The organism is Agrococcus beijingensis (assembly GCF_030758955.1).
GTDB classification, from domain to species: domain Bacteria; phylum Actinomycetota; class Actinomycetes; order Actinomycetales; family Microbacteriaceae; genus Agrococcus; species Agrococcus beijingensis.
On record NZ_CP132360.1, the window covers coordinates 2680139 to 2701007 of the forward strand.

General features: G+C 71.1%; 26 protein-coding genes and 1 riboswitch. Of the genes, 21 read left to right on the forward strand and 5 right to left on the reverse strand.

Going from position 1 to position 20869, the window contains the following annotated elements:
• Positions 1-104: 104 nt before the first annotated feature.
• From Q9250_RS13105 to Q9250_RS14210, 3 genes are all read right to left on the reverse strand, one after another.
• Positions 105-1058, reverse strand: coding sequence for an aldo/keto reductase (locus Q9250_RS13105; protein WP_306232309.1), 954 nt, complete (start codon positions 1056-1058; stop codon positions 105-107).
• 93 nt (positions 1059-1151) lie between these two features.
• Positions 1152-1490, reverse strand: coding sequence for a TfoX/Sxy family protein (locus Q9250_RS13110; protein ID WP_306232310.1), 339 nt, complete (start codon positions 1488-1490; stop codon positions 1152-1154).
• Between the two features lie 77 nt (positions 1491-1567).
• The gene (locus tag Q9250_RS14210) at positions 1568-1918 is read right to left on the reverse strand and encodes a hypothetical protein (protein ID WP_422665047.1); all 351 of its coding nucleotides are present in this window, start codon (positions 1916-1918) and stop codon (positions 1568-1570) included.
• A gap of 128 nt (positions 1919-2046) precedes the next feature.
• Between Q9250_RS14210 and Q9250_RS13120 the strand changes: the two genes are divergently transcribed.
• The 8 genes from Q9250_RS13120 to Q9250_RS13155 all read left to right on the forward strand — a co-directional run bounded on the left by Q9250_RS13120 (position 2047) and on the right by Q9250_RS13155 (position 8183).
• Positions 2047-2295: a PLDc N-terminal domain-containing protein gene (locus tag Q9250_RS13120; protein WP_306232312.1), complete on the forward strand. Its 249-nt coding sequence runs from the start codon at positions 2047-2049 to the stop codon at positions 2293-2295.
• Between the two features lie 31 nt (positions 2296-2326).
• Complete coding sequence (locus tag Q9250_RS13125) at positions 2327-2788, forward strand: P-loop nucleotide/nucleoside kinase family protein (RefSeq protein ID WP_306232313.1); 462 nt, start codon at positions 2327-2329, stop codon at positions 2786-2788.
• A 109-nt stretch (positions 2789-2897) separates the two neighbouring features.
• Positions 2898-3248, forward strand: coding sequence for a hypothetical protein (locus Q9250_RS13130; protein WP_306232314.1), 351 nt, complete (start codon positions 2898-2900; stop codon positions 3246-3248).
• Positions 3249-3407: 159 nt separating this feature from the next.
• Positions 3408-4490, forward strand: a complete 1083-nt coding sequence (locus Q9250_RS13135) for an extracellular solute-binding protein (protein ID WP_306232315.1) — start codon at positions 3408-3410, stop codon at positions 4488-4490.
• 99 nt (positions 4491-4589) lie between these two features.
• Positions 4590-5588: an ABC transporter ATP-binding protein gene (locus Q9250_RS13140; protein ID WP_306232316.1), complete on the forward strand. Its 999-nt coding sequence runs from the start codon at positions 4590-4592 to the stop codon at positions 5586-5588.
• Positions 5585-7309, forward strand: a complete 1725-nt coding sequence (locus Q9250_RS13145) for an ABC transporter permease (RefSeq protein WP_306232317.1) — start codon at positions 5585-5587, stop codon at positions 7307-7309. Before Q9250_RS13140 ends, Q9250_RS13145 begins: the two co-directional genes overlap by 4 nt.
• Positions 7310-7394: 85 nt before the next feature.
• Positions 7395-7458: riboswitch (guanidine-III (ykkC-III) riboswitch) on the forward strand.
• 11 nt (positions 7459-7469) lie between these two features.
• A complete protein-coding gene (locus Q9250_RS13150; protein WP_306232318.1) occupies positions 7470-7784 on the forward strand; it encodes a DMT family transporter in 315 nt (104 codons plus the stop codon).
• Positions 7785-8183, forward strand: a complete 399-nt coding sequence (locus tag Q9250_RS13155) for a DMT family transporter (RefSeq protein WP_306232319.1) — start codon at positions 7785-7787, stop codon at positions 8181-8183.
• 131 nt (positions 8184-8314) lie between these two features.
• Here the strand turns inward: Q9250_RS13155 and epsC are convergent, their stop codons facing one another.
• Both epsC and cysK read right to left on the reverse strand, forming a co-directional pair.
• Positions 8315-8869 carry a serine O-acetyltransferase EpsC gene (epsC, locus tag Q9250_RS13160; protein WP_306232320.1) on the reverse strand — a complete coding sequence of 185 codons (555 nt, stop codon included), beginning with the start codon at positions 8867-8869 and terminating at the stop codon, positions 8315-8317.
• Between the two features lie 10 nt (positions 8870-8879).
• Positions 8880-9809 (reverse strand): cysteine synthase A, encoded by a 930-nt coding sequence (cysK, locus tag Q9250_RS13165; RefSeq protein ID WP_306232322.1) that lies wholly within the window; start codon positions 9807-9809, stop codon positions 8880-8882.
• Between the two features lie 113 nt (positions 9810-9922).
• Here cysK and prmC point away from each other — a divergent pair, with 113 nt between their 5' ends.
• From prmC to Q9250_RS13230, 13 genes are all read left to right on the forward strand, one after another.
• Positions 9923-10783: a peptide chain release factor N(5)-glutamine methyltransferase gene (prmC, locus tag Q9250_RS13170; RefSeq protein ID WP_306232323.1), complete on the forward strand. Its 861-nt coding sequence runs from the start codon at positions 9923-9925 to the stop codon at positions 10781-10783.
• Between the two features lie 89 nt (positions 10784-10872).
• Positions 10873-11541: an L-threonylcarbamoyladenylate synthase gene (locus Q9250_RS13175; RefSeq protein WP_306232324.1), complete on the forward strand. Its 669-nt coding sequence runs from the start codon at positions 10873-10875 to the stop codon at positions 11539-11541.
• A gap of 4 nt (positions 11542-11545) precedes the next feature.
• Positions 11546-12739: an MraY family glycosyltransferase gene (locus tag Q9250_RS13180; protein WP_306232326.1), complete on the forward strand. Its 1194-nt coding sequence runs from the start codon at positions 11546-11548 to the stop codon at positions 12737-12739.
• A complete protein-coding gene (locus Q9250_RS13185) occupies positions 12736-13197 on the forward strand; it encodes a Cg1360 family ATP-synthase-associated protein (protein ID WP_306232327.1) in 462 nt (153 codons plus the stop codon). Before Q9250_RS13180 ends, Q9250_RS13185 begins: the two co-directional genes overlap by 4 nt.
• 160 nt (positions 13198-13357) lie before the next feature.
• A complete protein-coding gene (gene atpB / locus Q9250_RS13190; RefSeq protein WP_422665107.1) occupies positions 13358-14185 on the forward strand; it encodes a F0F1 ATP synthase subunit A in 828 nt (275 codons plus the stop codon).
• A gap of 37 nt (positions 14186-14222) precedes the next feature.
• Entirely contained in the window at positions 14223-14462 is a 240-nt protein-coding gene (atpE, locus tag Q9250_RS13195; protein WP_123697449.1) for an ATP synthase F0 subunit C, read from the forward strand.
• A gap of 7 nt (positions 14463-14469) precedes the next feature.
• Entirely contained in the window at positions 14470-15021 is a 552-nt protein-coding gene (locus tag Q9250_RS13200) for a F0F1 ATP synthase subunit B (protein ID WP_306232328.1), read from the forward strand.
• The gene (locus Q9250_RS13205; protein WP_306232329.1) at positions 15021-15806 is read left to right on the forward strand and encodes a F0F1 ATP synthase subunit delta; all 786 of its coding nucleotides are present in this window, start codon (positions 15021-15023) and stop codon (positions 15804-15806) included. Before Q9250_RS13200 ends, Q9250_RS13205 begins: the two co-directional genes overlap by 1 nt.
• A 26-nt stretch (positions 15807-15832) precedes the next feature.
• On the forward strand, positions 15833-17467 hold the full coding sequence (gene atpA / locus Q9250_RS13210) for a F0F1 ATP synthase subunit alpha (RefSeq protein ID WP_306232330.1): 1635 nt from the start codon (positions 15833-15835) through the stop codon (positions 17465-17467).
• A gap of 23 nt (positions 17468-17490) precedes the next feature.
• On the forward strand, positions 17491-18375 hold the full coding sequence (locus Q9250_RS13215) for a F0F1 ATP synthase subunit gamma (protein WP_306232331.1): 885 nt from the start codon (positions 17491-17493) through the stop codon (positions 18373-18375).
• 24 nt (positions 18376-18399) lie between these two features.
• Positions 18400-19857 (forward strand): F0F1 ATP synthase subunit beta, encoded by a 1458-nt coding sequence (atpD, locus tag Q9250_RS13220; RefSeq protein WP_479688795.1) that lies wholly within the window; start codon positions 18400-18402, stop codon positions 19855-19857.
• Entirely contained in the window at positions 19857-20114 is a 258-nt protein-coding gene (locus Q9250_RS13225; protein ID WP_306232334.1) for a F0F1 ATP synthase subunit epsilon, read from the forward strand. The genes atpD and Q9250_RS13225 overlap by 1 nt, the downstream gene beginning before the upstream one ends.
• The gene (locus tag Q9250_RS13230) at positions 20111-20827 is read left to right on the forward strand and encodes a YaaA family protein (protein ID WP_306232335.1); all 717 of its coding nucleotides are present in this window, start codon (positions 20111-20113) and stop codon (positions 20825-20827) included. The genes Q9250_RS13225 and Q9250_RS13230 overlap by 4 nt, the downstream gene beginning before the upstream one ends.
• Positions 20828-20869: the final 42 nt, after the last annotated feature.

Consider the following 20869-nt stretch of genomic DNA (forward strand, 5'->3'; position numbering starts at 1 on the left):
GGCACGCGCTGCCGTAGCGGCACGCGCTGCCGTAGCGGCACGCGCTGCCGTAGCGGCACGCGCCGCCGGGGGGCTCGCGCTGCCCCCGGGACCGGCGGCGCCGGTCAGGCGAAGAGGTCGGAGATCTCCTCGACCGTCGCCGCGTCGAGCTCGCCCTCGCCGGCCGCGGCGTTCTGCACGACCTGCTCGGCCTTCGTCGCCCCGGCGATGACGCTCGTCACGGCGGGCTGCGCGAGCAGCCACTGGAACGTCACCTCGAGCATCGTGCGGCCGGTGCCGGCGACGATCCGCTCGTACTGCTCCATGCGCGCCCAGTCGGTCTCTTCGAGCAGCTGCGGCTTCAGCGCCGTCAGGCGCGCGTCCGCCGGGCCCGATCCTCGCGAGTACTTGCCCGTGAGCAGGCCGTTGCCGAGCGGGAAGTAGGGCAGGAAGCCGATGCCCGTCTCGAGCACGACCGGCAGCACCTCGCGCTCGACGTCGCGCTGCACGAGCGAGTACTCGTCCTGCGCCGAGACGAAGCCGTTCGGGGTCTGGACGTGCGCGGCCTCGTCGATCTGCTCGGCCGAGAAGTTGGAGTGCCCGTAGGCGCGGATCTTGCCCTCGTCGACGAGCTCGTCGAGCGCCTCGACGGTCTGCTGGATGGGCGTCGATGGGTCGGGCGTGTGCAGCTGGTAGAGGTCGATGTGGTCGACCTGCAGGCGGCGCAGCGACGCCTCGACGGCGTTGCGGATGTAGCCGCGCGCGCCCTTCGGCCCCCACGTCTCGGTGCCCTCGATGGCGAGGCCCGAGTGGCCCCACTTCGTCGCCAGAACGACCTTGTCGCGGGCGGCGCTGCCGGCCTTCTTGAGCGCGACGCCCATGAGGGTCTCGGAGGTCGTGGCGGGGTTGCCGTAGATGTCGGCGGTGTCGAACAGCGTGATGCCGTGATCGATCGCCGCGTGGATGACGGCGTCGGTGCCGGCCTGGTCCTCCGTGCGGGTGCCCTTGCGGCCGAAGTTGTTGCATCCCAGCCCGATGGGCGAGACCTCGATGCTGCTGGTTCCGAGCGTGCGCGTCATGCCTTCAGCCTAGGACCAGCGGTGTCGGGGCCCGCCCTCGGCCCGGCGGTCTGCCCTCGTCGGGCGGCGCCGTCGCGACTCGCCCGCGGCGGCTCAGAGCCGCGTGCGCGGCTGCTTCGGCTTCAGCGGCTTGTGTGGCTGGGTGGCGGCGATCGTCTGCGCGACCTCGTGCAGCCAGTCCGTGTCGCCCAGCGCGTCGTCGTCGACGACGCCGTAGGGCTTCGATCCCGGGTAGGCCTCGCCGCGCGGCAGGTGCTCGGTGAGCTCGCTCGCCTCGGGTACGAGCTTGAGCAGCAGGGTGTCGTCGCAGACGAAGCCGAAGATGCGGTCGTCGCAGTAGATCGCCTGCTCGCCGAACATCGACTGGAGCCTGATCGGCAACGGCTCGAAGGCCTCGCGGATGCGTTGCAGCGTCTCGGGCCGGTTCGTCATGGCTCGATCGTAGATGGCGCGCGGCGACGGCGACAGCGATCGGCGCGCCGCCCCAGGCCCGGACGGCTGCCGACCTCCTAGAAGAGCGCGGAGGGCTCGTCGGGCGTGGGCTCGTGGTCGGCCCATACGGAGCCGGGCGGCGGAGGCGGTGCTGCGATGCCCGCCAACCGGTCGGCTTCGGCCTGGGCGAGTGCTTCGCGCTGCTCGCGGCGTCGTCCGCTGCGGGTGCGCTTGGGCGGTTTCGCTGGTGTGCGGGGCATGTCGGTGAAGCGTGGCCCGACCGGTGGGGGCTCGTCGACGATCACCTGCCCGATCGGGGAGGTCCAGCGCAGCACCCCGCCCGGCAGCTGCTCCACGCCCCAGCGGGTCTCGTGCTTGAGGCCGTGATCGCTGCGGCAGAGGTGCTCGAGGTTCGACAGGGTGGTCATGCCGCCGCCGGCGAAGTCCTTGGTGTGGTCCGTCGTGCGGGCGGGGCCGCGGCCGCTCCGCGCGCGCGGACCGCGGCGATGCGCGGCGGCGCGCCCCGGCGTCGAGCCGACGGCGCTACCCTCGGCGCATGCGCACCGCAGTCGTGAACCCCCTCCTGCCCGCCGGCTACGACCTCGTCTGGACGCTCGTGATCGCGACCCTGGCGGCACTCGCGGTGGTCGCGGCGCTGCAGGTGCTGCGCGCGAAGCAGCTCAGTGGGCTCGAGGTGGCCGTCTGGCTGCTGGTGATCGTGGCGCTGCCCGTGCTCGGGCCGGTCGCGTGGTTCATCACCGGCCGGCGGCTGCGCGCGTCGTCGATCGAGGCCCAGCGGCGATGATCGATGCCGCGGCGATGATCCGGCGGCGCTGATGGCGCAGGTGACGCTGCTCTGCGGCCCCTCGTGCGCCGGCAAGTCGACGCTCGCGCGCGAGCTCGAGGCCGGCGGCGCGCTCGTGCTCTCGTACGACCGCGAGGCGTGGGCGCGCGGCGTGCGCGACGGGAGGCCGTCGCGCGAGCTCATGGAGCAGATCGACCGCGAATTCCTCGAGCAGCTCGGCCGGGTGCTCCCGACCGGTCGCCGCGTCGTGCTCGACGCGTCGCTCTCGACCCGCGCCGTGCGCGATCGGTGGCGGATGCGGTTGGGCGCGATGGCCGTCGACGTCGAGCTGGTCGTGGTGCGCGCGCCGCTCGAGACGCTGCTGGAGCGCGCGCACCGGCGCGAGCCCGGGCCCGAGTCGGTGGTGCTCGACGACCAGGCGCTCGCCGACTACGTCGAGGGCTTCGAGTGGCCGGGCGAGCACGAGGCGCACCGCGTCGTCGAGACCGCCTGACGCGCACCGCGCGGCCCGCGCGACGACGACCCGCGCCCTGACCGACCGACGCGCCGCGGCGCATCCGCTCGACCGCTTTCGCCTGATCGACGCGTGCCAGGATGACCGCATGGAACCGCTCGCGCTGATGCTGATCGTCTCGGGGCTGCTGGCGCTCGGGTCGCTCGCGCTCGGCGTGGTCGTGCACCTGATCGGGCTGGGTCGCATCGCGCCGAGCGCGGTGCTGGGGCTGCCCGGCAACGGGCTCCGGGCGGATGCGTCGACGTACCGTGCGACGCACCGTGCGGCCACGCCGCTCACCTGGCTCGCCACCTCGGTCGCCGCCGTCGCCGCGATCGGCGCGCTCATCGCCGGGCTGCAGGAGGGCCTCGCCGAGTGGGCGGTGCTCGCCGTGCTCTCGGCGATCGTGCTCGTGGTCGGGCTGACGCTCGCGACCTGGCGGGCGCACACCGCGCGCTGATCGCAGCGCGCTGACATGGCCACGCGTGTTCACCCGCGCTCAGGGTGACGTTCACCGCCTATGGCTAGGTTGAGAGCGAACGCGCGACCGCAACGTTGCCGATCGCCCATCAATGTCGCGGATCCCAAAGATCCGGAACGTCCCGAGAGAGGCATACCCATGCAGATGTCGACCAGGCGCACCCTCCGTGCCGCCGCCCTGCTCGCGACGGGCACCGTGCTGCTCGCCGGCTGCGCCAGCGCGGCCCCGGCGGACGAGACCAGCGAGCCCGCGGCCAGCGGACCCGGGGCCAGCGGCGAGACGCTCATCGTCTACACGAACTCGAACTCCGACGGCCGCGGTGAGTGGATCACCGAGCAGGCCGCAGAGGCCGGCTTCGAGATCGAGATCGTGGGCCTCGGCGGCGCCGACCTGACCAACCGCATCATCGCCGAGAAGAACAACCCGGTGGGCGACGTCGTCTTCGGCCTCAACACCATGTTCTTCGAGTCGCTGAAGGCCGAGGAGGCCATCGTCGGCTACGAGCCGTCGTGGTCGGGCGAGGTGCCGCAGGAGGCCGGCGACCCGGTCGACGGCGCCTACTGGCCGCTGGTCGACCAGGCGATCGTGATGGTCTACGACGAGGCGACGGTCGACAGCGCCCCCGCCGACGTCTCCGACCTGTGGAGCGACCCGGCCTACCAGGGCACCTACGAGGTCAACACGGCGCTCGGGCAGGCCACCCCGCAGCTGGTCGTCGCCGGCATCCTCGCGCCCTACGTCGACGAGGCCGGCGAGGTCTCCGACGAGGGCTGGGCGCAGGTCGAGGCGTACTTCGCGAACGGCAGCCCGGTCGTCGAGGGCACCGACCTGTACGCGCGGTTCGACCGCGACGAGGTCGACTACGGCATCGTGCCCTCCGGCGGCATCATCGCCCGCGACGCGGAGTACGGCACCACGACGGCGATCGTGCCGGCGGCCGACGGCACGCCGTTCGTCACCGAGCAGATCGGCGTCATCGCCGGCACCGAGCAGCAGGAGCAGGCGCAGGCCTTCATCGACTGGTTCGGCTCGGCCGACGTGCAGGGCGCCTTCGCCGAGGAGTTCAACTCCATGCCCGTCAACGAGGTCGCGCAGGAGCGCGCGAACCCCGAGATCGTCGAGCTGGTGGGCTCCGTCGAGCGCGCCGACATCGACTTCGCGCTGGTGCGCGAGCACATCGGCACCTGGGTCGAGCGCATCGAGCTCGAGTACCTGCCCTGACACGGCTCCGCCCGTGATGCGACGGGGCGGGGGCGGCGCAGGCCGTCCCCGCCCCGCGCGACCCGACGCATCCACCCCCCCCATCCCCGAGGAGCCAGCATGATCCGATTCGACGGCGTCCGCGTCGAGTACGACGGCCAGGTGGCCCTCGAGGGCCTCGACCTCGAGGTGCGCGAGGGCGAGTTCTTCACGCTGCTCGGCCCCTCGGGCTGCGGCAAGAGCACCGCCCTGCGCGCGCTCGCCGGCTTCATCGAGCCGACCGCTGGCAGCCTGTGGGTCGACGGGCGCGACGTCACGCGCGTGCCGAGCGAGGGGCGCGGCGTCGGCATGGTCTTCCAGAGCTACGCGCTCTTCCCGAGCATGACCGTGCGCGAGAACATCGCGTTCGGCCTGCGCGTGCAGCGCCGCGCGGCGGGGGAGCGGCGCGAGCTCGTCGACCGGGTCGCCGAGCAGGTCGGGCTCGCCCCGGCGCAGCTCGAGCGCGGTGTCGCCGAGCTCTCCGGCGGCCAGCAGCAGCGCGTGGCGATCGCGCGGGCGCTGGTGCTCGAGCCGCGCATCCTGCTGCTCGACGAGCCGCTGTCGAACCTCGACGCCAAGCTGCGCGTGCAGCTGCGGGGCGAGCTGCAGCGGCTGCAGCGCGAGCTGGGCGTGACCACGCTCTACGTCACCCACGACCAGGACGAGGCGCTCGCCCTCAGCGACCGCATCGCCGTGCTCTCCGACGGACGGGTGGAGCAGGTGGGCACCCCCGTCGAGATCTACGAGCGCAGCGCATCCCCCTTCGTCTGCGACTTCATCGGCGAGGCCACGCGCCTGACCGGCGGGCAGCTCGAGGCGCTGGGCCTCACGGCCGGCGGCGGCGCCGACGCCGAGACCTGGGTGCGGCCCGAGCACGTGCAGCTCGCCGCCGAGGGCGCTCCCGCGGTCGTGCGCGGCCACGCCTACCGCGGCTCGTCGACGATGCTCGAGCTCGAGCTGGCCGGCGAGCGGCTGCTCGCCGAGAGCGCGAGCCGGGGCGCGCAGGCGCTCGACCTCGGCGACGAGGCGCGCGTGCGGGTCGACGACGCGGCGCTGCTGCGCTTCGGCGGGGCGTCGTGAGCAGAGCCTCGAGCGGTGCGCGCGGCATGCTGCGGTCGCCGATGGCGATCATCGTCGTGGTCGCGACGCTCTGGTTCGCCGCGGCGTTCCTGGTGCTGCCGAACGTCTCGCTGCTCGCGGCCACCTTCGCGCCAGACGGCACGCTCACCCTCACCGCCTTCGAGCGGCTGCTCTCGAGCGAGCGGGCGCTGCGCTCGCTCGGCAACAGCCTGCTGCTCGCCTGCACCCTCGCCGTCACGGTCAACGTGGTCGGCCTCTTCATCGTGCTGGTGACGCAGTGGTTCAGGATGCGCGCGCGCCGCGTGCTCTGGCTCGGCTACGCGACCACCTTCATCTACGGCGGCATCGTGCTCGCCGCCGGCTACAACTTCATCTACGGCCGCTTCGGCTTCGTCACCAACTGGCTCGCCACCTGGGTGCCCGACCTCGACCGCAACTGGTTCTCGGGCTTCTTCGCCGTCGTGCTGGTGATGACCTTCGCCACCACCACCAACCACATGCTGTTCCTGGGCGCCGCGCTCGCGAAGGTCGACCGGCACGCGGTCGAGGCAGCGCGGCTCATGGGCGCCGGCACCTGGACGATCCTCTGGCGCATCGTGCTGCCGACGCTGCGGCCGATGATCTTCGCCGTCACGGTGCTCACGTTCCTCACCGGCCTCGGCGCCCTCACCGCCCCGCTGGTGCTCGGCGGCGACGACTTCCAGACCGTCTCGCCGATGATCCTCACCTTCTCGCGCTCGCAGACCTCGCGCGACGTCGCGGCGCTGCTGGCGATCATCCTGGGCCTCGCGACCATCCTGCTGCTCGCGATCATGAACCGGGTCGAGCGCGGCGGCACCTACTTCGCGGTCGCGAAGGTCGCGGCGCCGCTCGAGCTGCAGCCGTTCCGCACCCGCTGGGGCGCAGTTCTCGCGCACGTCGCGGCCTGGGCGCTCTGGGCGGTCTACGTCTTCCCGGTCGCGTGCGTGCTGCTGTTCAGCTTCGTCGACGCCCGCGCGATCGCCTCCGGCGCGATCGGGCCGGGCGACCTCACCCTCGAGCACTGGGTGACGGTGCTGACGAGTGCGGATGCGCTGCGGCCGTTCCTCGTGTCGGTCGCGTACGCGGCGCTCGCGTCGGTCATCGCGGTGGTGGGGCTCGTGTTCGTCGCCCGCATCATCACGCGGCACCCCGGCTGGATCTCGAGCACGATCGAGTACGTGCTGCACCTGCCGTGGATCCTGCCGACGATCCTCATCGCGCTGGGGCTGGTGCTGACCTTCGACCGGCCGCAGGCGCTCATCGGCGGCCAGGTGCTCACGGGCACGGTGGTGCTGCTGCTCGTCGCCTACGTGATCATCAAGCTGCCGTTCACGCTGCGGCTGCTGAAGGCGGCGTTCGCGTCGGTGCCGCGCGACCTCGAGGACGCCGCGCGCATCCTCGGCGCGGGCCAGCTGCAGACGCTCTTCCGCGTGGTCGTGCCGATGATCGCGCCGACGGTGGCGGCGATCACGGCGCTCAACTTCAACAGCCTGCTCGACGACTACGACGCGGCCGTGTTCCTCTACCACCCGCTCGCCGAGCCGCTCGGCATCGCGATCAAGCGCTCCACCGAGGGTGAGGCCAACCTCGACGCGATGTCGATCACCTTCGTCTACACGGTGCTGCTGATGATCGTGCAGGGCGTGGTGCTCTGGCTGGTCTACGGGCGGAGCGGCCGGAAGCGGGCGCGGCGGCGCTGACGCGCGGGCCTGCGGGCTGCCGGCACGGATGAGCGGCCCTGCCAGTGCGGGCCTGCCAGAGCGGCCCCGATTTGCTACCCTGGAGGCTGGATCCGGAGCAGGATCCGCGGACGAGGGAGCCGTACCCGCAGCGCGACAAGACGGCCAGCAGGGACTCGTCATGACCTGGGTGATCCTCATCGCCTCCGGCCTGCTGGAAGCCGTCTGGGCGGCTGCGATGCAGACGTCGAAGGGCTTCCGCAAGTGGCGCCCGACCGTGCTCTTCGCCGTCGCCATGCTCGCCTCGATGGGCGGGCTCGCGTGGGCGATGCGCGAGATCCCCACCGGCACCGCCTACGCCGTCTGGGTGGGCGTCGGCGCGATCGCGACCGTCGTGCTGCAGGCGGCGCGCGGCAAGGAGCGGCTGACGCTCGTGCGCTCACTGCTGCTGGTGCTGCTCGTCGGCTGCCTCGTCGGCCTGAAGCTGGTGAGCTAGATGCGCCGCTCGACCGCGTGGATCGTGCTGCTCGTCAGCGCCGTGCTCGAGGCCGTCTGGGCGACGGCGCTGGGCGCCTCGCAGGGCTTCACGCAGCCCGTGCCGACCGTCGTGTTCGCGATCGCCGCGATCGCCAGCTTCATCGGGCTCGAGCGGGCCGTGCAGGTGCTGCCGCTCGCCACCGGCTATGCCGTCTGGACCGGCGTCGGCGGCGCGCTCACCGTGCTCTGGGCGCTCGTCACCGGCGCCCAGCCCTGGAACCCGCTCACGCTGGTCTTCCTCGCCGGCATCCTCGTCGCGGTCGCCGGCCTCGCGCTCACCGAGCGCCCGGCGGCGGAGCCCGAGCCGGCGCCGGAGTCACCGTCCGCGCCTGCCGGACCGAACGCATCCGCCCCCTGATCGGGGCCGCAGGTACAGGGCCAGTGGCCGTTCAGCGCCGCCGATAGCGGCACATGGCCCTGTATCTGCGGGCGCCGGCGGGGCCGCAGCGTCCTCTGCAGGCCGCGGCCAGTTGGCTCCGCGGCCCTGCGCTAGATCGAGTACTCGATGTGCGGCAGCTCCGCCGGCGCGGTGCTCCGCACGGCCTTGGCGGGGATGCCCACGAGCGTCGTGCCCGAGGGCGCGTCGTGCAGCACGACCGCGTTCGCGCCGACCTTCACGTCGTCGCCGAGCGCGACCGGCCCCAGGATCTTGGCGCCGGCCCCGACGAGCACGCGGTGCCCGAGCGTCGGGTGGCGCTTGACGGCGGCGTTCGCCGTGCCGCCGAGCGTGACCCCGTGGTAGAGCATCACGTCGTCGCCGGTCTCAGCGGTCTCGCCGATCACGACGCCCATGCCGTGGTCGATGAAGAAGCGCCGCCCGAGCCTGGCGCCGGGGTGGATCTCGACCCCGGTCATGAAGCGCGTCCACTGGCTGCCCGCGCGCGCCACCGAGCGCGCGCCGGCCGTCCAGAGGCGGTGCTGGATGCGGTGGGCCCAGACCGCGTGCAGGGTCGAGTACGTGAGCGCGATCGTGAGCGCGCCGCGGGCGGCCGGATCGTGCCGCTTCGCGTTCTCGATGTCCTCGCGGATGTTGAGCAGGCCCATGGAACCGACCCTAGGCGAGGTCTGCGTAGATGGGCATCGAGAGGTAGCGCTCGCCGGTGTCGCAGACGATCGCGACGATCGTCTTGCCGGCCGACTCGGGCCGCTTCGCGATCTCGAGCGCCGCCCAGACGATCGCGCCGGACGAGATGCCGGCGAAGATGCCCTCCTTCGCGGCGAGCTCTCGGCCCACGCGCACGGCGTCGTCGAGCTCGACGTCGACCACCTCGTCGTACACGTCGCGGTCGAGGATCTCGGGCACGAAGTTCGCGCCGAGGCCCTGGATCTTGTGCGGTCCGGCGGTGCCCTTGGTGAGCAGCGGCGAGTCGGCGGGCTCGACGGCCACGACGCGCACGTCGGGGTTCTGCTCCTTGAGGTAGTTGCCGGCGCCGGTGATGGTGCCGCCGGTGCCGATGCCCGAGATGAAGATGTCGACGCCGCCGTCGGTGTCGCTCCAGATCTCGGGGCCGGTGGTCTCGCGGTGCACGCGGATGTTCGCCTCGTTCTCGAACTGCCGGGCGAGGACCGCGCCGGGCGTCTCGGCGGCGATCTGGTCGGCGCGCTCGACCGCGCCGCGCATGCCGTCGGGGCCGGGCGTGAGCACGAGCTCTGCGCCGTAGGCCTTCAGGATCGCGCGCCGCTCGACCGACATCGTCTCGGGCATCGACAGGATCACGCGGTAGCCGCGGGCGGCGCCGACCATGGCGAGCGCGATGCCGGTGTTGCCGCTGGTGCCCTCGACGATCGTGCCGCCGGGCTGCAGCGCACCGGCCGCCTCGGCAGCGTCGATGATGGCCCGTCCGATGCGGTCCTTGACCGACGCTCCCGGGTTGAACGACTCGAGCTTGACGAGCACGGTCGCCTCGCTGTCGTCGATGCGCTGGAGGCGCACCAGGGGAGTGCCGCCGATGGTGGCCGTGATGTCGTCGAAGATGCGCGCCATGCGTATTCCTTTCACCCGTGGGAAGCTCGGCTTTGAGTCTAATGCGGCACAGCCTGAGCATCCGCTCGGCTTCCTGAGCCTCGCCGCCGAGGCGGCGGCACTAGCGTCTCAGTGTGACCGATCCCTCCGTGGCCGATGCCGTTCGCTCTGCGCGAGAGCGCCTGGCGTCCGCGGGCATCGATGGCCCCGACGCCGAGCTGCTCGCCGCCTGGGCCGCGGGCGCGACGCTCGCCGAGCTGCGCCTCGACATGGCGATGGGCCGCGCGTTCGGGGCGGATGCACTGACGCGGTTCACCGAGGCGGTGGCGCGCCGCGAGACCCGCGTCCCGCTCCAGCACATCACCGGCCTCGCCCCGTTCCGCCACATCGAGCTGCTGGTCGGGCCGGGCGTCTTCACGCCGCGGCCGGAGACCGAGCTGCTCGTCGAGGTGGCGCTGCATCACCTGCGGCGGGCGACCTCGCCGCTGGTGCTCGACGTCGGCACCGGCAGCGGCGCCGTCGCGATCTCGATCGCCCGGGAGTCGAGCGCTCGGGTGGTCGCCGTCGAGCAGAGCCCCGCCGCCTACTTCTGGGCGCGGCGGAACATCGCGGAGCTGGCGCCCTCGGCGGTGCTGCTCCACGCCGATGCGCGCGACGTGGCGGCGCTCGAGTCGGTGGGCGTGACGGCGGGCAGCCTGAGCGCGCTGGTGAGCAACCCGCCCTACGTGCCCCACGCATCCGTGCCCCTCGATCACGAGGTGCGCCACTTCGATCCCGGCTCGGCGCTCTACTCGGGGGCCGACGGGCTCGACTTCATCCGCGACCTCGCGCCGATCGCCGCCGACCTGGTGGAGCCGGGCGGGCTCGTGGCGTTCGAGCACGCCGAGCACCAGGGCGAGACGATCCGCGAGATGCTCGCCGATGCCGGATTCGGCCATGCCGAGACGAAGGTCGACCTCGCGGGCCGAGACCGGGTGACCACCGCCATCCGGTGACCCGGTCGCGGCCGGCCGCGGCTCGGGTCGGCCGCTGGCTCGGGCCACCCGGCTCGGGCCGACGGCGGGCCCGGGGCTACCATTGGCGGGTGCCCGCCATCTACGACTGCTCCGATCCCGCCGGCCTCCTCGACGGCATCCGGGCGGCGCGCACGGCCATCGCCGCGGGCCAGAGCATCGTCATGCCGACCGACACCGTGTACGGCATCGCGGCCGACGCGTTCTCGCACGCAGCCGTCGCCGGCCTGCTCGCGGCGAAGGGTCGCGACCGGGGGTTCCCGCCGCCCGTGCTCGTCGCCGACCGCCCGATGGCGACCGCGCTCGCCGAGCACCTGCCCGCCGAGCTCGAGCCGCTGCTGATGGCCCACTGGCCGGGCCCGCTCACCGTCATCCTCCGCGCGCAGCCCTCGCTGACCTGGGATCTGGGCGACACGGGCGGCACCGTCGCGGTGCGCGTGCCCGACCACCCCATCGCCACCGGCCTGCTGCGCGAGACCGGCCCGCTCGCGGTCTCGAGCGCCAACCTGCACGGCATGCCGGCGCCGACCGAGGCCGCCGCCGCGGCCGAGATGCTGGGCGACCGCGTCGCGCTCGTGCTCGACGCCGGCCCCGTCGGCGGCAGCGCCGCGGCCGGGGAGCAGAACGGCTCGACCATCCTCGACTGCTCGGTCGACGGCGTCGCGCGCATCGTGCGACAGGGCGTGCTGCCCCGCGAGACGATCGCCGCGGCGATCGGCTCGATGCTCGTCGCGGACTGACGCCATGGCCTTCGTGCTCATCGCCGCCGCCGCGGCGATCATCACCTTCCTGGCGAGCCGGCTCGTGCTGCGGTTCGCGCTCAAGCGCGGCATCCATCCGCCTGTGCGCGAGCGCGACGTGCACTCGCGCCCGACGCCCCGCCTCGGCGGCGTGGCGATGTGCGTCGGCGTGATCGGCGCATTCGGCATCGCGTCGCTCATCCCCGAGCTCGCCGGCATCTTCGCCGAGCCGGTGCGCATCTGGACCCTGCTCGGCGGCGCCCTCGCCATCTGCATCCTGGGCGTGCTCGACGACCTCTACGACCTCGACTGGATGCTGAAGCTGGGCGCCCAGATCCTGGTCGCGACCGGCGTCGCGCTCTTCGGCGTGCAGATCGTCAGCCTGCCGATCGCCGGCATCGTGGTGCCCTCGTCGACCATGGCGATCACGCTGACGGTGCTCATCATCGTGCTCGTGATGAACGCGGTGAACTTCATCGACGGGCTCGACGGCCTGGTCGCCGGCACGACGATCATCGGGTCGGCCGCGTTCTTCGGCTACATCTGGGTGATCAGCCAGAACCTCGGCCAGCAGAACGCCTACTTCTCGCTCGCGAGCCTCATCACCGCGATCACCATCGGCGTCTGCGTGGGCTTCCTGCCCGTCAACTGGCACCCGGCCCGCATGTTCATGGGCGACGGCGGAGCGCTGATGCTGGGCCTGCTCACCGCGGCCGGCGCGATCGCGGTGACCGGGCAGATCGACATCGCCACGATGGGCGGTCGCAGCCAGATCCTGCCCGCGTTCATCCCCGTGCTCCTGCCGCTGGCGATCCTGCTGCTGCCGCTGACCGACTTCGCCCTCGCCGTGGTGCGCCGCGTCATCAACGGCAACAGCCCGTTCGCCGCCGATCGCAAGCACCTGCACCACCGGCTGCTCGACATGGGCCACTCGCACCTCGGCGCGGTGCTCATCTTCTACGCCTGGACGGCGGTGGTCTCGGGAGGCGTGCTGCTGTTCCTCATCCCGCCGTGGGGGATGGCCGTCAGTATCATGGTTGTCGGGTTCATCGTCTGCGCGGCGCTGACGGCCGCTCCGGTGGGTCGTCGCATCTGGCACACGTTCCTGCGCGTGCTGCGCGAGCGTCGCGCGGCACGCACCGGGCTCGAGCCCAGCACCATCGACACGACGAGCGACTCCCAGGGGGACCCACGGTGACCACCACCCAGATCATGCAGCGCATCCTGCTGTGGGGCGGCGTGCTCGCGGCCGGCGTCGCCGTCGTCGGCGGCATCGTCGGCTGGCTGCTCGCCCAGGGCGCCGGCATCGCCTCGGCGCTGGTCGGCACGGCGCTCGCGATCGTCTTCTGCATGCTCACCGCCGCGAGCCTCATGTTCGCGCTCAAGGTGTCGAAGGGGCAGATGATCTCCGGCGCCTTCTTCGGCATCGTGCTGGGCGGCTGGCTGCTCAAGTTCGTGCTGTTCATCGTGCTGGTGTTCGTGATCGGCGACCAGGACTGGCTGCACCGCGGCGTCGCCTTCGGCACGCTGGTGGCCGCCGTCATCGGCTCGCTGGTCATCGACTGCGTCGTGATCGCCGGCAGCCGCCAGCCCGTCATCGACAGCGACGCCGACGACGAGACGCAGGGCCGACCGGCCTCCGGTGCGCGCGCTTGAGCGCCCCTGCGGGTGCGGCGCCGCGCGAACGCTCTGATAGTGTCGTAGACGTTCCCCCCATTGCCGCGCTCGTCACCGAGCGCGTTCGCGCGAGGGGGTGCAACGACGTCAAACCGGCGCCAGGCGCCCTGAGGTTGAGGAAGAGACGCTGAACGCCGTGTTGTCGCTGCTGGCCTCCACTGGAACTGAGCCCGAGCCGTTCCACCCACCGTCGATCGCGGACTTCTTCCCGCAGATCGTGCTGTTCGCAGATCCCGTCATGTCGTGGTTCGGCGAAGAGGAGCCGATCTTCGGCATCAACCGCATCATGCTCATCCGCATGCTCTCGGCTGCGGCCATCATCCTGATCTTCGTGCTCGGCACGCGCAAGATGAAGCTCATCCCGACGCGTGGCCAGAGCCTCGTCGAGATGGGCCTGGGCTTCGTGCGCGACGGCATCGCCTACGACCTGCTGGGCGAGAAGGACGGCAGGCGCTTCCTGCCGCTCATCACCACCATCTTCTTCATGGTGCTGTCGATGAACATCACCGGCATCGTGCCCACCCTGAACATCGCCGGCACCGGCGTGATCGGCGTGCCGCTCGTGCTGGCGCTCGTCGCCTACGGCGCCTTCATCTACGCGGGCATCAAGAAGCACCCGGGCGCCTTCTTCAAGAACGCGCTCTTCCCGCCCGGTGTGCCGTGGCCGCTGTACATCATCGTGACGCCGATCGAGTTCGTCTCGACCTTCGTGCTGCGCCCCATCACGCTCACGCTGCGACTCATGATGAACATGGTCGTCGGGCACCTGCTGCTGGTGCTCTTCTTCGCCGCCACGCAGTTCTTCTTCTTCTCCGCCGGCGGCTTCTACACGCTGTTCGGCGTGGGCACGCTCGCCTTCGGCTTCGCCTTCACGCTCTTCGAGATCCTCGTCGCCGTGCTGCAGGCCTACGTCTTCGCCCTCCTGACCACCGTCTACATCCAGCTCGCGCTGGCTGAAGAGCACTGACCTTCCGGCTTCTCCGGACCACACGAAAGGAAACACCGTGGACAACGCCACGACCATCCTCGCCGAGATCAACGGCAACATCGGCACGGTCGGCTACGGCCTCGCCGCGATCGGCCCCGCCATCGGCGTGGGCATCGTCGTCGGCAAGACGATCGAGTCGGTCGCTCGCCAGCCGGAGCTGCAGGGTCGCCTCACGGTGCTCATGTACATCGGTATCGCCTTCACCGAGGCACTGGCGTTCATCGGCATCGCCACGTACTTCTTCATGACGAACTGAGCCACTGATGCTCACCACTCCTCTCTTCCTCGCGGAGGAGTCGGGGGAGGCCACACCGAACCCCCTGCTTCCCGCGCCGTACGACATCATCTGGTCGGCGGTCATCTTCGTCGTCCTGCTGCTGATCTTCTGGAAGGTCGTCCTGCCTCGCATGCAGGCGCTGCTCGACGAGCGCGCCGCGGCGATCGAGGGCGGCATCAAGAAGGCCGAAGAGGCGCAGGCCGAAGCGGCAGCCGCACTGGAGTCGTACAACACGCAGCTCGCCGAGGCTCGCGCCGAGGCCAGCCAGATCAAGGACCGCGCCCGCACGGACGCCGCCAAGATCGAGGCCGACCTCAAGGCTCGTGCCAACGACGAGGCCGAGCGCATCACCGCCCAGGCGCACCAGCGCATCGAGGCTGAGCGCCAGGCCGCCTTCTCCTCCCTGAAGTCCGAGGTCGGCACGCTCGCCCTCGACCTGTCGGAGAAGGTCGTCGGCGAGTCGATGGACGACGCCCGCTCGGCAGCGATCGTCGACCGCTTCCTGGCCGACCTCGAGCGCGACGGAGCGAACCGCTAGTGGGCAGCGCGACCAGCCAGGCGCGAGCCGGCATCGACGAGGCCGTCCAGTCCCAGCCCCAGGCTGGGCTCGAGGACGCGCGGGATCTCTTCCGGGCTTCGCGCGCCATCGGCCGCAGCTCGCAGGTGCTCTCCTCGCTCGGCGATCCCGTCTCGTCGCCCGATGCACGTGCGGCGCTCGCGCAGCGCGTGCTGGGGCAGCTCGGTGCACCGGCGGTCTCGATCGTCGCGCACCTCGCGCGCCAGCGCTGGTCCGACGCCGACGACATCCTCGCCGCCATCGACGACGCGGGCATCCGCATCGCCGTGCGCGCCTCGGGTGACGCCGACGTGGCCGGCGAGATCGCCGCGTTCGAGCGGATCGTCGCCTCCGACGCCGACCTCGAGCTCGCGCTCGGCGGGCTCCGCGGCTCGACCGACGAGAAGGCCGCGCTCGTGCAGCGACTGCTCGCGGGCCGCGCCAGCGAGGCTGCCGCCGCGATCCTCGACCACCTGGTGCGCGCACCGCGCGGCCGCCGGATCGGTCAGGCGCTCCGCGCAGCCGCGACGCAGGTCGCCGCTGCCGCAGGTCGGTCGCTCGCGACCGTCACCACGGCGCGCGAGATCCCCGCAGCGCAGCTCGACCGGCTCCGCGTCGGCCTCGAGCGCCAGTACGGCCGCACGCTGCAGCTTCAGCAGATCGTCGACCCCGCCGTCCTCGGCGGCCTGCGGGTCTCGATCGGCGACGACGTCATCGACGGCACCGTCCGTTCAAAGTTCACCGACCTCCGCCTGCAGCTCGGCTAGGTCGAAGCACCCGAAGAGGAAGACACATGTCAGAGCTCACCATCAGCCCCGACGAGATCAAGGGCGCACTCGCCGACTTCGTCTCGTCCTACGAGGCTTCGACGTCGACGACGGCCGAGGTCGGCCGCGTCATCGACGCAGCCGACGGCATCGCCCACGTCGAGGGCCTGCCTGGCGTCATGGCCAACGAGCTCGTCCGCTTCGCGGACGGCACGCTCGGCCTCGCCCAGAACCTCGACGAGACCGAGATCGGCGTCGTCGTGCTCGGCGACTTCCAGGGCATCGAGGAGGGCATGGAGGTCACCCGCACCGGTGAGGTCCTCTCGGTCCCCGTCGGCGAGGGCTACCTCGGCCGTGTCGTCGACCCGCTCGGCAACCCGATCGACGGCCTCGGCGAGATCGCGACCAGCGGCCGCCGCGCCCTCGAGCTCCAGGCGCCCGGCGTCATGCAGCGCAAGTCGGTGCACGAGCCGCTGCAGACCGGCATCAAGGCCATCGACGCGATGATCCCCGTCGGCCGCGGCCAGCGCCAGCTGATCATCGGCGACCGCCAGACCGGCAAGACGGCGCTGGCGATCGACACGATCATCAACCAGAAGTCGAACTGGGACTCGGGCGACGTCAACAAGCAGGTGCGCTGCATCTACGTCGCCGTCGGCCAGAAGGGCTCGACCATCGCCTCGGTGAAGGGCGCCCTCGAGGACGCCGGCGCCATGGCGTACACGACGATCGTCGCCTCGCCGGCCTCCGACCCCGCAGGCTTCAAGTACCTCGCGCCGTACTCGGGCTCGGCCATCGGCCAGCAGTGGATGTACGAGGGCAAGCACGTCCTGATCATCTTCGACGACCTGTCGAAGCAGGCCGAGGCCTACCGTGCCGTGTCGCTGCTCCTGCGCCGCCCGCCGGGCCGCGAGGCATACCCCGGTGACGTCTTCTACCTGCACTCCCGTCTGCTCGAGCGCTGCGCGAAGCTCTCGGACGAGCTGGGCGCAGGCTCGATGACCGGCCTGCCGATCATCGAGACGAAGGCCAACGACGTCTCGGCGTACATCCCGACCAACGTGATCTCGATCACCGACGGCCAGATCTTCCTCCAGTCCGACCTGTTCAACGCCAACCAGCGTCCCGCGGTCGACGTCGGCATCTCGGTCTCGCGAGTCGGTGGCGACGCGCAGGTCAAGTCGATCAAGAAGGTCTCCGGCACGCTCAAGCTCGAGCTCGCCCAGTACCGCTCGCTCGAGGCCTTCGCGATGTTCGCATCCGACCTCGACGCCGCGTCGCGCCGTCAGCTCGACCGAGGCGCACGCCTCACCGAGCTGCTCAAGCAGCCGCAGTACTCGCCGTACCCCGTCGAGGAGCAGGTCGTCTCGATCTGGGCCGGCACGAACGGCAAGCTCGACACGGTGCCCGTGAACCAGGTGCTGCAGTTCGAGTCCGAGCTGCTGGAGCACCTGCGCAACAACAGCTCCGTGCTGGCGACGCTGCGCGACACCAACGTGCTCGACGACGCGACGCTCGCGTCCCTCGAGACCGAGGTCGACGCGTTCGTGAAGAACTGGCAGGGCAAGGATGCCTCGAGCATCACCGACCCCGGCACCGAGTCTGCGGCCGCGATGGTCGAGGATGTCAACCAGGAGCAGATCGTCAAGGGCCGTCGCTGACGCGAGCTCGCTGAGGAGGCGGAATGGGAGCCCAGCTCCGGGTCTACACGCAGAAGATCAAGTCTGCGCAGACGACCAAGAAGATCACCAAGGCGATGGAGCTCATCGCTGCATCGCGCATCCAGAAGTCGCTCGCCCGCGTGCAGGCGTCGAACCCGTATGCACGGGCGCTGACGCGTGCCGTGAGCGCGGTCGCCACGTTCTCGAACGAGGCGCACCCGCTCACGGTGGAGCGCCCGCAGCTCAAGCGCGCGGCGATCGTCGTGCTGACGAGCGACCGCGGCCTGGCCGGCGCGTTCAACTCGCAGATCATCCGCGAGGCGTCCGAGCTGCGCGTGAAGCTCGAGGGCGAGGGCAAGGAGGTCGACCACTACCTGGTCGGCAACAAGGCCGTCGGCTACTTCAAGTTCCGCAAGCGCGCGTACGTGAGCTCGTGGACGGGCCAGTCGGAGACGCCGTCGCCTGAGCTCGCCCGCGAGATCGCCGAGGCGGTGCTCGAGGCCTACGTCTCCGAGCAGGTCGACGAGATCCACGTCGTCTACAACCGCTTCGTCAGCATGATGACGCAGGACCCCACCACGGTGCGCCTGCTGCCGCTCGAGATCGTCGAGGCGTCCGACACCGCGACGGCCGAGCACTTCCCGCTGTACGAGTTCGAGCCCGAGCCCGCCCAGGTGCTCGACGCTCTGCTGCCGGTGTACGTCGAGAGCCGCATCTTCAACGCTCTGCTCCAGTCGGCCGCTGCCAAGCAGGCCGCCACGCAGAAGGCGATGAAGTCGGCCTCCGACAACGCCGACAAGCTCATCACCGACTACACCCGCCTGCGCAACAACGCGCGCCAGGCCGAGATCACGACGCAGATCTCCGAGATCGTGGGCGGCGCGGACGCCCTCGCCTCGGCGAAGTAGCCACGAAAGGCAAGCACCATGACCATCACTGACACCCCAGCTGCCGAGCAGAAGCAGGCCGGAGTCGGCCGCGTCGCTCGCGTCACCGGGCCCGTCGTCGACATCGAGTTCCCGCACGACGCGATCCCCTCGGTCTACAACGCGCTCAAGACGACGGTCGACTTCCAGGACGGCACCGAGCCGCAGGAGATCACGCTCGAGGTCGCGCAGCACCTCGGCGACGACCTCGTGCGCGCCATCGCCCTGAAGCCCACCGACGGCCTCGTGCGCGGACAGGAGGTTCGCGATACCGGTGACACGATCACCGTGCCCGTCGGCGACGTCACCAAGGGCAAGGTCTTCAACGTCATCGGCGAGCCGCTCAACCTCGGCGAGGGCGAGACCCTCGAGGTCTCGGAGCGCTGGTCGATCCACCGCAAGGCGCCCGCGTTCGACCAGCTCGAGTCGAAGACGCAGCTGTTCGAGACCGGCATCAAGGTCATCGACCTCCTGACGCCCTACGTGCTCGGCGGCAAGATCGGCCTCTTCGGCGGTGCCGGTGTCGGCAAGACGGTGCTCATCCAGGAGATGATCCAGCGCGTCGCGCAGGACCACGGCGGTGTCTCGGTGTTCGCCGGTGTCGGCGAGCGCACCCGTGAGGGCAACGACCTGATCCACGAGATGGAGGAGGCGGGCGTCTTCGACAAGACCGCCCTCGTCTTCGGCCAGATGGACGAGCCGCCGGGCACGCGTCTGCGCGTGGCCCTGTCGGCGCTGACGATGGCGGAGTACTTCCGCGACGTCCAGAAGCAGGACGTGCTGCTCTTCATCGACAACATCTTCCGCTTCACGCAGGCCGGCTCCGAGGTCTCGACGCTGCTGGGCCGCATGCCCAGCGCCGTCGGCTACCAGCCGAACCTCGCCGACGAGATGGGCATCCTCCAGGAGCGCATCACGTCGACCCGCGGTCACTCGATCACGTCGCTGCAGGCCATCTACGTGCCCGCTGACGACTACACCGACCCGGCCCCGGCCACGACGTTCGCGCACCTCGACGCGACGACCGAGCTGAGCCGCGCGATCGCGTCGAAGGGCCTCTACCCGGCCGTCGACCCGCTCACGTCGACCAGCCGCATCCTCGACCCCCGCTACCTGGGCGAGGACCACTACCGCGTCGCGACGACCGTCAAGCAGATCCTCCAGAAGAACAAGGAGCTGCAGGAGATCATCGCCATCCTCGGTGTCGACGAGCTCTCCGAGGAGGACAAGATCGTCGTGTCGCGTGCACGCCGCATCGAGCAGTTCCTCTCGCAGAACACCTACATGGCGAAGAAGTTCACCGGTGTCGAGGGCTCGACCGTGCCGCTCAAGGAGACCGTCGAGTCGTTCGACGCGATCGCCAAGGGCGAGTTCGACCACGTCGCCGAGCAGGCCTTCTTCAACGTCGGCGCCATCTCGGACGTCGAGGAGAAGTGGGCGAAGATCCAGAAGGAGAACGGCTGATGGCTCTCACCGTCAGCATCGTGTCGGCCGCCGCTGAGGTCTGGTCGGGTGAGGCCTCGCAGGTCATCGCCCGCACGACCGAGGGCGAGATCGGCATCCTCACGGGCCACGAGCCGATGCTCGCGGTGCTCGCCGAGGGGCAGGTGCGCGTCACCGACGCCACCGGCACGGTGCACAAGGTGGATGCTGAGGACGGCTTCCTCTCGGTCGATCACGATCGCGTCGAGATCGTCGCTCGGAACGCCAAGCTCGCGTGATCGTCCTGCTGCCGCCCAGCGAGACGAAGGCGGCAGGCGGGACGGGCGCAAGCCTCACGACGGCCGACCTGGGATTCCCCGGGTCGGCCGTCGCCCGTTCGCGGGCCCTGGCTGCGCTCGACCGTCTGGTCGCCGCCGGGCAGGACGTCTCGACCCCGGCGAAGGCCCGTGCCGCGGCTGACAACGCCGCGGTCCGCACGTCGCCGACGATGCCCGCGATCGAGCGCTACACCGGGGTGCTCTTCGACGCGCTCGACGCCGCGACCCTCGAGCCGGCCGCCCGGCGGTGGGTGGACGACCACGTCGTGATCCAGTCAGCGCTGCTCGGTCTCGTGCGCGCATCCGATCTCATCCCCGCCTACAAGGTGTCGGAGCACACGCGCCTGCCGGGGGAGCGCATGCGCGATCTCTGGTCGGATGCCGGAGCGGCGATCGCCGGCTTCGCGCTCGACCTGCGCTCGAAGGCCTACGCGTCGCTCGCGCCGGTGGCCGGCGCGGTGCCGGTCGAGATCGTGTCGCCCGAGGGCAAGGCGCTCAACCACTGGAACAAGGCCGGCAAGGGCGCGCTCGTGCGGCGGCTGGCGATGGCCGAGGTCGAGGTCGACACGGCGGATGCGCTGGTGTCGTGGGCGTCGTCGGCCGACGTGCCGCTGACCCGCACCGAGGCGGGTCTGCGGCTCGTGGTGCGCGACCCGCGGCTCGCCCGGGTCTGAGGCGCTCCTCGTGCGCTCGCGTGTCCAGCGCGGGCGGAGGCT

Coding starts and splice junctions, on each gene's coding strand:
- atpA (WP_306232330.1), top strand. CDS start 15,833: ATGTCAGAGCTCACCATCAGCCCCGACGAGATCAAGGGCGCACTCGCC.
- cysK (WP_306232322.1), bottom strand. CDS start 9,809: ATGGCGCGCATCTTCGACGACATCACGGCCACCATCGGCGGCACTCCC.
- Q9250_RS13180 (WP_306232326.1), top strand. CDS start 11,546: ATGGCCTTCGTGCTCATCGCCGCCGCCGCGGCGATCATCACCTTCCTG.
- Q9250_RS13120 (WP_306232312.1), top strand. CDS start 2,047: ATGCGCACCGCAGTCGTGAACCCCCTCCTGCCCGCCGGCTACGACCTC.
- Q9250_RS13200 (WP_306232328.1), top strand. CDS start 14,470: ATGCTCACCACTCCTCTCTTCCTCGCGGAGGAGTCGGGGGAGGCCACA.
- Q9250_RS13155 (WP_306232319.1), top strand. CDS start 7,785: ATGCGCCGCTCGACCGCGTGGATCGTGCTGCTCGTCAGCGCCGTGCTC.
- Q9250_RS14210 (WP_422665047.1), bottom strand. CDS start 1,918: ATGACCACCCTGTCGAACCTCGAGCACCTCTGCCGCAGCGATCACGGC.
- Q9250_RS13150 (WP_306232318.1), top strand. CDS start 7,470: ATGACCTGGGTGATCCTCATCGCCTCCGGCCTGCTGGAAGCCGTCTGG.
- Q9250_RS13110 (WP_306232310.1), bottom strand. CDS start 1,490: ATGACGAACCGGCCCGAGACGCTGCAACGCATCCGCGAGGCCTTCGAG.
- epsC (WP_306232320.1), bottom strand. CDS start 8,869: ATGGGCCTGCTCAACATCCGCGAGGACATCGAGAACGCGAAGCGGCAC.
- Q9250_RS13130 (WP_306232314.1), top strand. CDS start 2,898: ATGGAACCGCTCGCGCTGATGCTGATCGTCTCGGGGCTGCTGGCGCTC.
- Q9250_RS13225 (WP_306232334.1), top strand. CDS start 19,857: ATGGCTCTCACCGTCAGCATCGTGTCGGCCGCCGCTGAGGTCTGGTCG.
- Q9250_RS13105 (WP_306232309.1), bottom strand. CDS start 1,058: ATGACGCGCACGCTCGGAACCAGCAGCATCGAGGTCTCGCCCATCGGG.
- Q9250_RS13135 (WP_306232315.1), top strand. CDS start 3,408: ATGCAGATGTCGACCAGGCGCACCCTCCGTGCCGCCGCCCTGCTCGCG.
- Q9250_RS13215 (WP_306232331.1), top strand. CDS start 17,491: ATGGGAGCCCAGCTCCGGGTCTACACGCAGAAGATCAAGTCTGCGCAG.
- Q9250_RS13125 (WP_306232313.1), top strand. CDS start 2,327: ATGGCGCAGGTGACGCTGCTCTGCGGCCCCTCGTGCGCCGGCAAGTCG.
- Q9250_RS13140 (WP_306232316.1), top strand. CDS start 4,590: ATGATCCGATTCGACGGCGTCCGCGTCGAGTACGACGGCCAGGTGGCC.